This window comes from Mycolicibacterium neoaurum (assembly GCF_036946495.1).
In the GTDB taxonomy this organism is placed as follows: domain Bacteria; phylum Actinomycetota; class Actinomycetes; order Mycobacteriales; family Mycobacteriaceae; genus Mycobacterium; species Mycobacterium neoaurum_B.
The window spans coordinates 2072623-2086547 of sequence record NZ_JAQIIX010000002.1 but is presented as its reverse complement, the minus strand read 5'-3'; the positions used below and the strand labels follow the sequence as shown (position 1 = coordinate 2086547).

Annotated in this window: 15 protein-coding genes; 6 read left to right on the top strand and 9 right to left on the bottom strand. The window is 66.3% G+C overall.

What is annotated here, in order from left to right; translation table 11 throughout:
- Positions 1-26: 26 nt before the first annotated feature.
- From PGN27_RS15320 to PGN27_RS15300, 5 genes are all read right to left on the bottom strand, one after another.
- Positions 27-1025 (bottom strand): TerC family protein, encoded by a 999-nt coding sequence (locus tag PGN27_RS15320; protein ID WP_335326882.1) that lies wholly within the window; start codon positions 1023-1025, stop codon positions 27-29.
- 187 nt (positions 1026-1212) lie between these two features.
- Complete coding sequence (locus PGN27_RS15315) at positions 1213-1626, bottom strand: hypothetical protein (RefSeq protein ID WP_335326881.1); 414 nt, start codon at positions 1624-1626, stop codon at positions 1213-1215.
- 22 nt (positions 1627-1648) lie between these two features.
- Positions 1649-2056: a Rieske (2Fe-2S) protein gene (locus PGN27_RS15310; protein ID WP_042509675.1), complete on the bottom strand. Its 408-nt coding sequence runs from the start codon at positions 2054-2056 to the stop codon at positions 1649-1651.
- A 30-nt stretch (positions 2057-2086) separates the two neighbouring features.
- Entirely contained in the window at positions 2087-2563 is a 477-nt protein-coding gene (locus PGN27_RS15305) for a GtrA family protein (protein ID WP_335326880.1), read from the bottom strand.
- Positions 2564-2600: 37 nt separating this feature from the next.
- Positions 2601-3506, bottom strand: coding sequence for an SDR family NAD(P)-dependent oxidoreductase (locus PGN27_RS15300; protein WP_335326879.1), 906 nt, complete (start codon positions 3504-3506; stop codon positions 2601-2603).
- A 41-nt stretch (positions 3507-3547) separates the two neighbouring features.
- Here PGN27_RS15300 and PGN27_RS15295 point away from each other — a divergent pair, with 41 nt between their 5' ends.
- Entirely contained in the window at positions 3548-4675 is a 1128-nt protein-coding gene (locus tag PGN27_RS15295; RefSeq protein ID WP_335326878.1) for a GGDEF domain-containing protein, read from the top strand.
- Between the two features lie 13 nt (positions 4676-4688).
- On the opposite strand, the gene PGN27_RS15290 is transcribed toward PGN27_RS15295, so the two are convergent.
- Both PGN27_RS15290 and PGN27_RS15285 read right to left on the bottom strand, forming a co-directional pair.
- A complete protein-coding gene (locus tag PGN27_RS15290) occupies positions 4689-5498 on the bottom strand; it encodes a dienelactone hydrolase family protein (protein ID WP_335326877.1) in 810 nt (269 codons plus the stop codon).
- Positions 5499-5583: 85 nt separating this feature from the next.
- On the bottom strand, positions 5584-7215 hold the full coding sequence (locus PGN27_RS15285; RefSeq protein WP_335326876.1) for a PucR family transcriptional regulator: 1632 nt from the start codon (positions 7213-7215) through the stop codon (positions 5584-5586).
- A gap of 107 nt (positions 7216-7322) precedes the next feature.
- Here PGN27_RS15285 and PGN27_RS15280 point away from each other — a divergent pair, with 107 nt between their 5' ends.
- Complete coding sequence (locus PGN27_RS15280) at positions 7323-8816, top strand: CoA-acylating methylmalonate-semialdehyde dehydrogenase (RefSeq protein ID WP_335326875.1); 1494 nt, start codon at positions 7323-7325, stop codon at positions 8814-8816.
- 116 nt (positions 8817-8932) lie between these two features.
- A complete protein-coding gene (locus PGN27_RS15275; RefSeq protein ID WP_335326874.1) occupies positions 8933-10315 on the top strand; it encodes an aspartate aminotransferase family protein in 1383 nt (460 codons plus the stop codon).
- A 56-nt stretch (positions 10316-10371) separates the two neighbouring features.
- Here PGN27_RS15275 and PGN27_RS15270 read toward each other — a convergent pair whose 3' ends face one another.
- The gene (locus tag PGN27_RS15270) at positions 10372-10842 is read right to left on the bottom strand and encodes an acyl-CoA thioesterase (protein WP_335326873.1); all 471 of its coding nucleotides are present in this window, start codon (positions 10840-10842) and stop codon (positions 10372-10374) included.
- Between the two features lie 36 nt (positions 10843-10878).
- Here PGN27_RS15270 and PGN27_RS15265 point away from each other — a divergent pair, with 36 nt between their 5' ends.
- The 3 genes from PGN27_RS15265 to PGN27_RS15255 all read left to right on the top strand — a co-directional run bounded on the left by PGN27_RS15265 (position 10879) and on the right by PGN27_RS15255 (position 13140).
- Positions 10879-11364: a peroxynitrite isomerase gene (locus PGN27_RS15265; protein ID WP_019514323.1), complete on the top strand. Its 486-nt coding sequence runs from the start codon at positions 10879-10881 to the stop codon at positions 11362-11364.
- A complete protein-coding gene (lipE, locus tag PGN27_RS15260) occupies positions 11361-12602 on the top strand; it encodes a lipase LipE (RefSeq protein ID WP_335326872.1) in 1242 nt (413 codons plus the stop codon). The genes PGN27_RS15265 and lipE overlap by 4 nt, the downstream gene beginning before the upstream one ends.
- Before the next feature lie 100 nt (positions 12603-12702).
- Complete coding sequence (locus PGN27_RS15255; protein WP_335326871.1) at positions 12703-13140, top strand: CsbD family protein; 438 nt, start codon at positions 12703-12705, stop codon at positions 13138-13140.
- Positions 13141-13158: 18 nt separating this feature from the next.
- Here the strand turns inward: PGN27_RS15255 and PGN27_RS15250 are convergent, their stop codons facing one another.
- Positions 13159-13902 (bottom strand): ABC transporter ATP-binding protein, encoded by a 744-nt coding sequence (locus PGN27_RS15250; protein ID WP_335326870.1) that lies wholly within the window; start codon positions 13900-13902, stop codon positions 13159-13161.
- Positions 13903-13925: the final 23 nt, after the last annotated feature.

Genomic DNA, 13925 nt, shown 5'->3' with positions numbered 1-13925 from the left:
GGCGGATCGCGGGTCGTCCGAACTGCTTAATCCGTTTTCTGCTCCGAGGGCTCGTCGTTCTTCTTGTCGACGACCCTGGTCTTGTAGAGGCTGGCGACGGTGGTGATGACGAGCGTGACGATGATGACGCCGAGGCTGGCCAGCGTCGGGATGGTAGGCACGTGCACGGGCTCGCCGCCGTTGATGAACGGCAGCTCGTTCTCATGCAGGGCATGCAGCACCAGCTTCACGCCGATGAAGCCGAGGATGAACGACAGCCCCTGGGACAGGTAGACCAGCCGCTTGAGCAGATCGCCGAGCAGGAAGTACAGCTGGCGCAGACCCATGAGCGCGAACACGTTGGCGGTGAAGACCAGGTAGGGCTCCTGGGTAAGGCCGTAGATGGCCGGGATCGAATCCAGGGCGAACAGCAGGTCGGTGGTGCCCAGCGCGATGATCACCAGGAACATCGGGGTGATGACGCGCTTGGAGTTCTCCTTGACGGTGAGCTTGAGCCCGTGCCATTTGTCGGTGGTGTTCAGGTAGTTGCGCGCGAACCGCACCACACCGTTCTCACCATCGTCGTCGTGATCGGTGTCCTTGGCCAGCTTGATGGCGGTGTAGATGAGGAAGGCGCCGAAGATGTAGAACACCCACGAGAACTGTTCGATGGCGACGGCGCCGAGGGCGATGAAGATGCCGCGGAAGATCAGCGCCAGGATGATGCCGACCAGCAACGCCTGTTGTTGGTAGATCCGCGGCACCTTGAAGCTGGCCATGATGATCAAGAAGATGAACAGGTTGTCCACCGACAGGCTGTACTCGGTGAGCCATCCGGCGAAGAACTCGACACCGTACTGGCTGCCGTGGAACGTCCAGGTCCAGATTCCGAAGGCGATCGCAAGGCAGACGTAGAACGTCAGCGCGATCGAGGTTTCCTTGGTGGAGGGTTCGTGGGGCCGCCTGCCGAGCACCAGCACATCCACCAGCAGGATGCCAAGGGTGACGGCGAGGGTGATGCCCCACTCGAGGGTGGACACGTTCATAGATACGGAGCCTCCGGTCGTCGACAAAACGGCCGAGGTCTCTTCCGCCTGCGCAACACGACGCGGGCCCGCGGCACCGGTCGTCCAAATGTGGACGACGTGATGACGACACCGCAGCGCAGGAGTACTCCCCTCGGGGCCGATTCTGTCAGACGTTCCCGTCCTGAGCGAATCGAACCCCTCGCGGTCAGCCCTCGCCGGTGGACGTGGTGGAGGTTGCCGTCGTCGTCTGGAAGGGGTCGACGAAGAACGGGTTCTCCTCCGTGGTCGTGTCGGTGGTGTTGTCGGTCGTCGTGGTCGTCGCTGTGGTTGTCGTCTCGGTCGTGGTCGTCTCGGTGGTGGTGGTCGTGGTGGTTGTGGTGGTCCGGGAGCTCGTCGTCCGCGATGTCGTCGGCGAAGTGGTGCGCGACATGCTGGTGTCCGGGTACACCTGGGGCCCGCCGGTGGGCTCGACCGAGCTCTCCGCGGTGTTCAGCACCGCATAGATCAGCACGCCGATGGCCAGCACGCCGGCCACCCCGGCGCTGACGACCGCCCAGGATTCCTCGTACCAGGGAACCGGCGCCTCGGCGCCTCCCCGGTCGCCCGCATCGTCTGTCACAGGCGCTGATCGTAACGACGTTTCACCCCCTGACGACCGAATCGCCCCGCACCACGACATCGACCGGGGTGAGCGGTCCGCGCGCCGGACCCGTGATCACCGCACCGTCGAGACCGAAACTGCTTCCGTGACAAGGGCAGATCAACTCCGCTCCGGTCACCTTGGACACCGCGCATCCGGCATGCGGGCATACCGTCGAGAAACCCCGGATCTGACCGGGTTGCGCCTGGGTCAGCACGACGTCGTCGACGACGAGTGCCGATCCGACCGGTACGTCGGCGGTCTTGGCCAATTCGGTGTTCTCGGCCGACTCGCTGGGCGCTTGCGGGGCGGCCGAGGGAGTGTCCCCGGATCCACACGCGGCAGCCGCGCCCAGCGCACCGACCGCCATCGTGCTCCCGACCAACATCTGCCTACGCCCCAGGGTCATGGCGCTCATTCTGCGCCCGGGACCGCCATCTCAGCGGCGAAACACCACCCATCGCATCGCGCTGTACATGAACGCCGCCTCGCAGCAGCCCGCCGCCAATCGGGCCAGGTGATACTGAAGTCCCGCGGCGACCAACGAGGTCGGCAGCGCGACGATGAACAACAGGTAGTTGATCGCGACCACCGCGACATACACCGCCAGCTGTGGACCGACGGTGGCGTGGGACCGGAAGTTCAGCGTGCGGTTGAGAATGTAGGCCAGCGCGAACGCACAGACATAGCCGATCGTCAACGCCACCGGTAGCGGCGCATCCATGCCGCTGTAGAGCAGGGTGAGCAGGGCCATGTCGATGCTGAAGGTGAATCCGGCGATCAACGCGAAGCCCAGAAAGGTCGGCGCGACAACCGAACTCAGGCCCCACGGCAGCCGCGCGACGACTCCGGCACAGAACCGGTGGAAACGTTCGACCCGACCGCCGGGCACCGTTTCGGCCGTCACGGCCACCACTGTGGCATCGGCAGGTGACGGCGCCGTTATCGGCGCACTAACGGATGGCGAGGGTGGTACCCGTCTCCTGTTCTGCGAACTGCACCAGTCGCGCCGCGGCGGCGTAGTCACAGGCCTGGACGGATCGGCCGATGAGCACCGGCACACCCTTGAGACCAAATCGGCCGTCCACGCCGACATAGCTGCCCGGCGGGATCGGTTCGGTGATGCAGTACAGCGTGGTCGCCGCCCCGGCCGCGGCATCGTTGGCCAATGGGCCGGCCACCAGCTTCACCCCGCGGGCCACGAGCTTCATCACCGGGGTGTCCGACAGCGCAGGCAGATTGGAGTCGACCCAGCCCGGGTGGGTGAGCTGGCTGGTGATCGGCGATCCGCCTTCGCGCAGCCGGCGATCGAGCTCGAGGCCCCACAGCATGACAGCGAGTTTGGACGCCGCGTAGGCGCCCATCACGGTCCACTTGTTGGTGCGCAGGTGCATGTCCGACAGCCGCAGGGTCGCCGACTCGTGTGCCTGGGAACCGACGTTGATGATCTGCGATCGCACGCGGTCGAGGAGAAGGTTGGTCAGCGCGAACGGGCCCAACAGGTTGGTGGCGATGGTCGCCTCGAATCCGTCCGCGGTGTCGGTGCGGTGTTGGAACAGCGCGCCCGCGTTGTTGATCAGGATGTCGAGGCTGTCGATACCTGCCTCGTCGAGGCGGGCCGGAAAGCCCCGCACCGACGACAGGTCGGCGAGATCGAGTCGGACCACCGTGGTGCGGCCCCCGATCTCCTCGGCGCGTCGAGCGCCGAGTTCGGTGTTGCGCACCGCCATCACCACATGTACGCCGGCGCCGGCCAGAGCCGCCGCTGTCGCCAGCCCGACACCGTTGGTGGCTCCGGTCACCATCACCGTCTGTCCGGTCATATCGCCGAGCCGAGCAGGGTTCCATGAGAAGGCCATAGACCTCAGGTTAGCCGCGCTGAATTTTGGTACCGTTCGCTATGCTTCACGGGCGTGACCAGCGCGATCATTATGACTGGCTGACCGCATATCTGGCCGCCAGGGATCTTCAGGTGGCGACCTCACGGGTCGTCGCCGCGCTCATCGGCTCGCTGGGTGTCATCTCGGTGCTGGTGACGGCGTTGAGTTCCGGCCTGCAACATTCTTTCCGGTTCGCCCTGGCGATTGTGCTGTTGGTGGTGTGCACCGCGATGGTGCTCATGTGGTCGCGCTCGGACTGGCCGGCCAGGTGGCAGTCCCAGGTGTGCTTGGTCGCCGGGACCGTACTGATCGCCGCAACGTGTGTCTCCGATCCCGATCCGGTGCTCGGCCTGCTCGGCTCGGTGGCGTTCACCGTGACCACCGGCTACGCCGTCATCTTCCATTCGCTGAGATGGCTCATCGGGATCTGGGTGGTCCAGTTGGCGACCCTGATCGTGTTGGCCTGGCGGCTGGTGTCGATCGACTACGGTCTCGCAGTGGCCAGCGTCTTGTTCGTGGCGCTGATCAATGCATTCATGGTCTTCGCATGCGAATTGGTGCTTCGGCTGATCGGATCGGAGAAACCGCACGGTGAGATCGAACCGCTGACCGGTCTGCTCAATCGCGAGGCTTTTTACGACAGCGTCGCGACACTGATCGGATCGCGCAGTCGCCACGACGATCGGTACCTGATCCTGATCGTGGTGAATCTGGACAGCTTTTCGCTGCTGACCGCCATGTCCGGCAAGGCGGGTGGTAACCGTGCCCGGGTCGCCATCGGACAACGATTGCGCGAGACGGTACGTGGTGATGCGGTGATCGGTCACCAGAGTGATGCGGAGTATCTGGTCGCCGATGTGTTCACCACCCCAGACCCGACCCCGCTGGCCGAGCGGATCCTGGGCACCATCAAGTCGGCGCCGTATCAGTTGACCGCCAGCCTCGGCGTTGTCAGCACGCCACTCAAGCCGCTGACCGACCAGGCCTCTCATGACGTGCTCGACGAGTTGCTGACCATCGGTACCGGGGCGATGTACGAGGCGCGCAAGTCCGGCGGGAACCAATTCCGGCTGCTGTTGTCCCCCGCGTTGGCCAGCACCGACGGCGATGATCCCGACGATCGCCCGGAGATCGAGCGCTCGGCCTGACGGTTGGCCCGGCTCAGCCGGCCAGCAGTCTGCTGCGGAACAGCTCGAGCACCTGGTCCAGCGCGGCCCGTGTCGGGGTACCCGGCTTGTCGATCAGGTGCTCGGTGAGCACCGAATGGGCCGACATCATCGCGTCGGGATTGGCGTCCGAGCCACTGAGTTCCACCGCGATGAATCCGTCGCCGAGTTGTTCACGCAGGAAATCGAATCGTTGGGCGGGCACCATCGTGTCGGAGTCGAAGCGCAGGCCCAGCACCTTCAGACCCCGGGCGCATCGACCCTTGACGATCTCCAGGTCGGCGGGCGAGATGTCGATGGAGTTCTTCTGCGCGGCGGTCAGCGCTATGGGCATCGACGGCTGGGACAGCACCGGTGCGAGCAGGATCTCGTCGGTGGCCATCGCCAGGGCGTAACCACCGGTGAAGCACATGCCCACCGCGCCGACCCCCGGACCGCCGCAGCGGGTGTGCTCGGCACGGGCCAGCGCGCGCAACCAGCCGACAACCGGTGACGTGCGGCCGGTGGCCCAGGTGGTGAACTCCTTGCTGATGCAGGCCGGCACCATCGAGGTGGCCAGCGCCTTTAACCCGGCCAGCTTGCCCGCGTTGGGGTCCCTGCCCGGCACACCGAACAGGTGGGGCAGTACGGCGGTGCAGCCCAGCTCGGCGACCTGCCGCGCGAACGCCGCGACCTTGGGGGTGATCCCGGGCATCTCGGCGATCACGATGACCGCGGGGCCGCTGCCTTTGCGGAACACCGTACGGGTCTTGCCGTCGTGGGTGAACTCGGTGCGGTCGAAGTCCGCGAGATCGTCATCCGACACGGCTGTGCTCCTCTGCTGGGGCGGTTCTCGACATTCTGGGCCACAGTATGTCGCCCGTCCGCACGCCGTCATCGGTTGGCCGTCGTCAGGTGTAGGGATCGACGATCTCGGCGTGGGTCGGTTCGGTGCTGATCTCGACGGGGCGGCCCAGGCGCTGAGCATCGAGCACCATCATCGCGACGTGCAGTGAGGTGCGGGATTCACCGTCGTCGAGGTCGACGCCGAGGGCAGTCTCGATCGCGGCGAGCTTCTTGTACAGCGCGGGCCTGCTGATGTGCAGTCGCGCGGCCACCGCTGCCTTATTGCCTGCCAACCTCAGATACTCGCCGAGCACGGCGATGGTGGCCTGATCGCCGGCCAGCAGAGCTTTGAGCTCACTCTCGGCGAAGGCCTGCACGCGGTGATCGCTGCGCAGTAACGCGATCAGTCCGCGCAATCGGACATCGGCGGCGCGGTAATACGGGCGACGCGCCTCGTTCATGGCCAGTGCCACCTCGGCGATGTGAGCGGCCTCCCCCATCCCGTACACCGCATCGATCACCCGATTGACCGAATCTCCCACTGCCAGTGCGCTGTCCGGCACGCCCTCGACGCGGCGGATCTCACGACGCAACTCGGCACCCAACGCACTCAGCGCACTCTCGGCGGGTTGGGTGACGCTCAGCGACAACACCATCCAGATCTCACCGGCACGCCGTACGGAGAACAGTCCGGTGTGGCCGGAGGCGTTCACCGCGTGCATGACCGTGTCCAGCAGCGAGATGTTGTGGCGTTGTCCCACAACCGGATCGGTGGTCGGTGCGGGTCGGTCGATGCGTACCGCGGCGGGCACGTACCTGGCCGAGGATCGCAGGCCCAGTGCGTGCGCGCGGGCGGCGACCTCGGACTCGTCGGTGATTCGACTGCGCAACACATCGTCGATCAATCCGGTCTGGGCTTGGTGGGTGAGCCCGGAGCGGTCCCGTTCGATCATCCGGTGCAGCGCCAGAGCGACGCCGGCGCGCTCCAGCACCATCTGGGTTCGCGACGCGTCGACGGAGCGGCGCGGCACGATCAGACGTCCCCACTCCTGGGTGCGCGGGCCGACCGCGGTGGTGGTCCAGTGCTCGGTCTCTGCGGTGCGGCGCGATCGCCGTTCCCAGTCCCGCAACAACGCGGCGGTAGGCCCGCCGCCGGGGACGCCGGCGACCGCGAGCACCCGGTGCGCCAGATCTTCCAGGACGACGGGTTCGTCGAGTATGCCTGCCGCGGCGTCGACGATGCCCTCGACGGATGCGCGCTTCATGCTGAGGTCGGTGAACGTCTCGTGCACGCGTCTGTCGAAGTCGACCCGATCGAATTGGTCGGTGACGATCATCCGGTGCACCGCCTCGGTGATCTCGACGAAGCGCACCTCGCGATGCAGGGCGACCAATGCCAGATCGAACTCCTCGGCGTAGCGCCCGGCGTCGAGGGGCAACACGGCGGTACCGAGTTCGACGACGACCCCCAGCACGCCGGCGGCGGCCATGCCCTGCAGATAGCGCCGCGGATCGGCGCGCAGTGCGGCGCCAGTGGTGAGCACCAGCTCACCGCCCTGCACCAGGGCGGACAGATCGGCGATATCGCTGACGTGGACCCACCGGATCGGCTCGTCGAAGCGGCGCGCACTCAGTACCTCGGGCTCACCACGCTGCAGCGCCGACAGGCCGATGACATCCGAGACCGTCAGGTCCATTTACACACTGTAACTAGTTGGGGGAAATCGGAGACATTTTGTCGGGGTCATGGTGCGCCCGGAGTTCCACACTGGAGTGACCACCCACAGAAAGTGAGCGCATCGCGATGCAGGCCACCATTCAGCACTGGCTCAACGGCACCTTCTTCGAAGGCACCTCGGGGCAGACCGCGCCCGTGACGAACCCGGCCTCGGGTGCGGTGACCGGTCAGGTCGCCCTGGCCTCGGTCGAAGACTCCCGCACGGTCATCGACGCCGCCGCCGCGGCGTTCCCGGCCTGGCGCGACACCTCGCTGGCCAAGCGCACCCAGGTGCTGTTCAATTTCCGCGAACTGCTCAACGCCCGCAAGGGTGAACTGGCCGAGATCATCACCAGTGAGCACGGCAAGGTCGTCTCCGACGCCCTCGGCGAGGTTTCCCGCGGTCTGGAGGTCGTCGAATTCGCCTGCGGCATACCGCATCTGCTCAAGGGTGGGTTCACCGAAAACGCCTCCACCAAGGTCGACGTCTACTCCATCCGCCAGCCCCTCGGCCCGGTCGCGATCATCTCGCCGTTCAACTTCCCCGCCATGGTCCCGATGTGGTTCTTCCCCATCGCCATTGCCACCGGCAACACCGTCGTGCTCAAACCGTCGGAGAAAGACCCGTCGGCCTCCCTGTGGCTGGCCCAACTGTGGGCCGAGGCCGGGCTGCCCGACGGTGTGTTCAACGTCCTCCAAGGCGACAAGACCGCCGTCGACGAACTGCTGACCAACCCCAAGATCAAGTCCGTCTCGTTCGTCGGGTCCACCCCGATCGCGCAGTACGTCTACGCCACCGGTACCGCCGCGGGCAAGCGCGTCCAGGCCCTCGGCGGGGCCAAGAACCACGCGGTCATCCTCCCCGACGCCGACCTGGACCTGGCCGCCGACGCCATGGTCAACGCCGGTTTCGGCTCCGCAGGGGAACGCTGCATGGCCATCTCGGCCGCCGTGGCCGTCGGCCCGATCGCCGACGACCTGGTCGCCAAGATCGCCGAACGCACCACCGGCCTGAAGATCGGTGACGGCACCAAGGACTCCGATATGGGCCCCCTGGTCACCAAGGCCCACCGCGACAAGGTGGCCTCCTATATCGACGCCGGCGAGAACGACGGCGCCAAGGTCGTCGTCGACGGCCGCAATGTCCACGCCGACGGTGGTGCCGATGGTTTCTGGTTGGGCCCCACCCTGCTGGACAACGTCACCCCCGACATGAGCGTCTACACCGACGAGATCTTCGGCCCCGTCCTGTCGGTACTGCGGGTGGACAGCTACGACCAGGCCCTGGAGCTGATCAACGCCAACCCCTACGGCAACGGCACCGCCATCTTCACCAACGACGGCGGCGCCGCCCGGCGCTTCCAGAACGAGGTCGAGGTCGGCATGGTCGGCATCAACGTCCCCATCCCCGTCCCCATGGCCTACTACAGCTTCGGCGGCTGGAAAGCCTCGCTGTTCGGCGACAGCCACGCCCACGGCACCGAAGGGGTGAACTTCTTCACCCGCGCCAAGGCCATCACCAGCCGCTGGCTGGACCCCTCCCATGGCGGCATCAACCTCGGCTTCCCCGAGAACGCCTGACCCCCACCCCGGCGAGCGTGCGTGTCCACACCCTGAAACGCCGTGCTCTCACGTCCACGCACGCTCGCCCGGGAATCCATTACCCACCGCCGCCGCACTGAGTGAAAGATGGACCTATGACGACCACCCCTGACATCGCGACGCTGCCGAACGGTCTGACCGTCGACGAGGCCCGCGCCGAAGCCGCCCGCACCTACGAACTCGACCGCGCCCACGTGTTCCACTCCTGGTCCGCGCAGGCACAGATCAAGCCGATGACGATCGTCGCGTCCGAGGGTTCCTATGTCTGGGACGGCGAGGGCAACAAGCTGCTCGACTTCTCGGGTCAGCTGGTGTTCACCAATATCGGGCATCAGCATCCGAAGGTCGTCGAGGCCATCCAGGCGCAGGCGGCCAAGCTGTGCACCATCGCCCCGCAGCACGCCAACGATGCACGCTCGGAGGCCGCCCGCCTGATCGCCGAGCGCACGCCCGGCGATCTCAACAAGATCTTCTTCACCAACGGCGGGGCCGACGCCGTCGAGCACGCCGTGCGGATGGCCCGGCTGCACACCGGCCGGTACAAGGTGCTGTCGCGCTACCGTTCGTACCACGGCGGCACCGACACGGCCATCAACCTGACCGGTGACCCGCGTCGTTACCCCAACGATTACGCCAGCGCCGGCGTCGTGCATTTCAACGGACCGTTCCTGTACCGCTCGTCGTTCCACGCCGAGAACGAGCAGCAGGAATCCGAGCGCGCTCTGGAGTACCTGGAGCGGCTCATCCAGCACGAGGGTGCGACGTCGTTCGCCGCGATCATCCTCGAGTCGGTGCCCGGCACCGCGGGCATCATGGTGCCGCCGCCCGGGTACATGGCCGGCGTGCGGGAGATCTGTGACAAGTACGGCATCGTCATGATCGCCGACGAGGTGATGGCCGGATTCGGCCGTACCGGCGAGTGGTTCGCCATCCAGAACTTCGACGTGACACCGGATCTGATCACCTTCGCCAAGGGTGTCACCTCCGGGTACGTCCCGCTGGGCGGCGTCGCGATCAGCGAGAAGATCGCCGCGACATTCGCCGACCGCGCCTACCCCGGTGGGCTGACCTACTCCGGCCATCCGCTGGCGTGCGCGGCCGCGGTCGCGACCATCAACACGATGGAGGACGAGGCAATGGTGGCCAACGCCAAGCGCATCGGCGCCGATGTGCTCGGTCCCGGCCTGCGCGACCTGGCGGCCAAACACCGCTGTGTCGGTGAGGTGCGCGGCCTCGGTGTGTTCTGGGCCGTCGAGCTGGTGGCCGATCAGCAGACGCGGGAACCGTTGGCGCCCTACGGCGGATCGAGCCCGGCCATGAACGCGGTCATCGCGGCGTGCAAGTCCGGCGGACTGCTGCCGTTCGCGAACTTCAACCGCATCCACGCCGTTCCGGCCTGCAACATCACCGATGACGAGGTCCGCGAGGGCCTGGCCATCCTGGATGCCGCCCTCAGCGAGGCCGACGCCGCGCTGTAAGCATCTCGGACACGCGCATGGCCGTGGACCCGAAAGGGTCCACGGCCATCGGTGTCTCAGCCCAACAGATACTTGCCGAGCTGCGCGCGCACCTCGTCGGGGATCGGGGTGGGCCCGTCGTCATCGAGCATCACCAGCACGGTGTCGCACAGGCTGACGCAGGTCTGGCCGATGAACAGGGCGGTGGACGCCACATAGGACGTGCGGCCGAGCTTTCCGATACCCAGCCCGGTCTCGATCGTGGCCGGCCAGTGCACCTCGTTGAGGAAGTGCACGACGTTGCTGGCCGACACGAGACGGACGCTGCGCGATACCGGCCGGTAGATGTCGGGGAAAATCTGCTGGTTGAACTCCGCGCGGGCGGTCTCGTGCAGTGACTCCAAAGCAAGGTTGTTCACGTGTCCATTGGCGTCGACATCACCGTAGCGGGCGATGGCCACACCGGTCACCGGGTAGCGGGCCTTGTCGGAGCGGGCCGGGTGCGGGCGCTCGATGGGCGCGACGAGGGGCTGATCATGCTGGCTCATATCGGCGCAAGTAGATCACGACGTAGGGTGACGAACATGGTCGACCTGCATCCCGCGATGACCGTCCTGGAGCCTCTGCTGGGCATCTGGGCCGGCCCCGGCGCGGGCGAGTACCCCACCATTCCGTCGTTCGAGTACCAGGAGTCGATCACCTTCGGTCACGTCGGGAAACCGTTCCTGTCCTATAACCAGCACACGCGGTCGCGCGCCGACGGACGACCGCTGCACGCCGAGACCGGTTACATCCGGATACCGGAGCCCGGCCGGGTGGAATGGGTGTTGGCGCACCCCACCGGCATCGTGGAGGTGATGGAGGGTCCGTTGCAGATCGGCGACGACGGTGCGCTGACCATGACGATGACCTCCACCATCGGACGGTCGTCGTCGGCCAAGGATGTCAGCGCCATGGCGCGCACCTTCACACTGCGCGGTGAGGAGCTGAGCTACACCGTCCAGATGGCCGCCGTCGGCCAACCACTGCAGCACCACCTGTCCGCGGTACTGCGCAAGGACGCCCCGTGAGCGTTCACGAGGGCCGGATCCGGGTACCCGACGACCTCGACGCGATCACCGACCGGGGCCCCGAGGACACCGACGAGGTCGATTCGGCTGCGGTGGAACGCATCTGGGATGCTGCGACGCACTGGTATCGGGCGGGCATGCACCCGGCCATCCAGGTCTGCCTGCGCCGCAACTCCAAGGTCATCCTCAACCGCGCCATCGGACATGCCTGGGGTAACGGCCCGCACGATCCCGTCGATGCCGAGCGCATCCCGGTCCGCACCGATACGCCCTATTGCGTGTACTCCGCCGCCAAGGCGATCACCACCACCGTCACCCACATGCTGGTCGAACGCGGTGCCTTCTCCCTCGAGGATCGCGTGTGTGACTACCTGCCCGACTACACCAGTCATGGCAAGGACCGCACCACCATTCGGCATGCGCTGACCCACAGCGCCGGCATCCCGTTCGCCACCGGGCCGCGTCCCGATCTGAAGCGGATGGACGACAGCGAGTACGCGCGCGAGATGCTCGGCCGGATGAAGCCGGTGTACCGGCCCGGTCTGGTCCACATCTACCATGGAGTGACCTGGGGTCCGCTGATGCGTGAGATCATCTCGGCGGCCACCGGACGCAGCATCCGCGATATCCTCGCCGACGAGATCCTCGAGCCGCTCGGTTTCCGCTGGACGAATTATGGTGTTGCGCCCCAGGACGTTCCGCTGGTAGCGCCGAGTCATGTGACGGGTAAACCGTTGCCCGCGCCGATTGCCAAGGCATTCAAGACGGCTGTCGGAGGTACCCCACAGCAGATCATCCCGTTCTCCAACACCCCCGAATTCCTCACCGGTGTCATCCCGTCCTCGAACACCGTCTCCAACGCATTCGAGTTGTCCCGATTCGCCGAGATCCTGGTCCGAGGTGGAGAACTCGACGGGCACCGCGTCCTGTCCGAAGACACCTTGCGCCAAGCCACGGCGGAAGCCCGGCGGTTGCGCCCGGATCTCGCGACGGGGTTGCAACCGATGCGCTGGGGCACCGGCTACATGCTGGGCTCCAAGCGATTCGGACCGTTCGGCAAAGATGCCGGTGCTGCCTTCGGGCACACCGGGCTGACCGATATCGCGGTGTGGGCCGACCCGCAGCGCGCGCTGTCGGTGGCGGTGATCAGCAGCGGCAAGCCCAGTGGCCACCCGGAAGCCAAACGCTATCCGGCGCTACTGCACCGGATCAACGCCGAGATCCCGAGGATCCGCTAAACCTGTCCGGGCTGTGAGCATCCTCACCGCCCACAACGCATGCGCTTTCGCCGCTTCGTGACGACCAACAGTCAGCAACGAAGCGAGAAAGGACGCCATCATGGCAGATATCAGCAACAAGGCAGAAGAGATCGCGGGCCGCGCCAAGGAAGCCGCCGGCGATCTGGCCGGGAGTGACGACCTGAAGGCCGAAGGCGCCGCGGACAAGGCGACCGCGCAGGTCAAGCAGGGCCTGGACGCGGTCGCGGACAAGGCCGAGGACGCTGCGCAGGCCGTCACCGAGAAGGCCGAAGACGCCAAGGAGGCGGTGACCGAGAAGGCTCAGGATGCCAGGCAGGCCGTCGCCGAGAAGACCGGCGAGGTGAAGCAGGTCGTCGCCGACAAGGCCGATTCCCGTGTCGCGATCGCGGTCGTCGCCGGCCTGGCCGTCGTTGCCCTGCTGGTGGTCCGCCGCAAGCGCGGCGCGTCACGCCGGCAGAAGCACCCGGTGGCTAAGAAGGTCGTGGCGGCGGGCGTGACCCGAGCACTGACTCACTGAGTTCGCCCACGCGCCTGCTCAGGCCGGTGCCATTGCTTCGAGCAACTCGAAGCGGGCAAGCACCTCGGCCTGCAGCACGGCGACCGCCGGGTCGGATGCTCTGCGGGGTCGGGGCAGATCGACATCGATGACCTCGTGGATGCGTCCGCCCGGCGCCAGCACCACGATCCGATCGGAAAGCTGCACGGCCTCGGTGACGTCATGGGTCACGAACATGACCGTGCGTCGGGATTCCAGCCAGATCCGTTCCAGGTGCTCGCGCAGCGTCCGCGAGGTCATCGCATCGAGGTGGCTGAACGGTTCGTCCATCAGCAGCACATCGGGTTCCACGGCGAATGCTCGGGCGATCCCGATCCGCTGTTGCTGACCACCGGACAGCTGCGCGGGAAACCTGTTGCCGCAGTGGCCGAGTCCGACCAGATCCAGATAGTGCTCGGCACGCTGCTGCCACCCGTCGCGTTCGTGTTGGACGAAGCCGAGGTTGGCCATAACGGTACGCCACGGTAGCAGTCGCGGGTCCTGGAACACGTAGCCGACGCGGGCCTCCTCGGCGCCCGAGCGCAACCGCACGCTGCCCGAGGTGAGCGTCTCGATCCCCGAGACGATGTTGAGCAGCGTGGTCTTCCCGCTTCCGGATGGTCCGACAACCGATACGAATGTCTCACCGGAGATGGTCAGGTCCACACCGTCGATGACGCGGGTGACGTCGCCACGCCGGTCGGTGTACTCCTTGACCAGATTCTGGATTTCGATGGAGGCCATGATGTTTCCTTGCTGTGAATGGG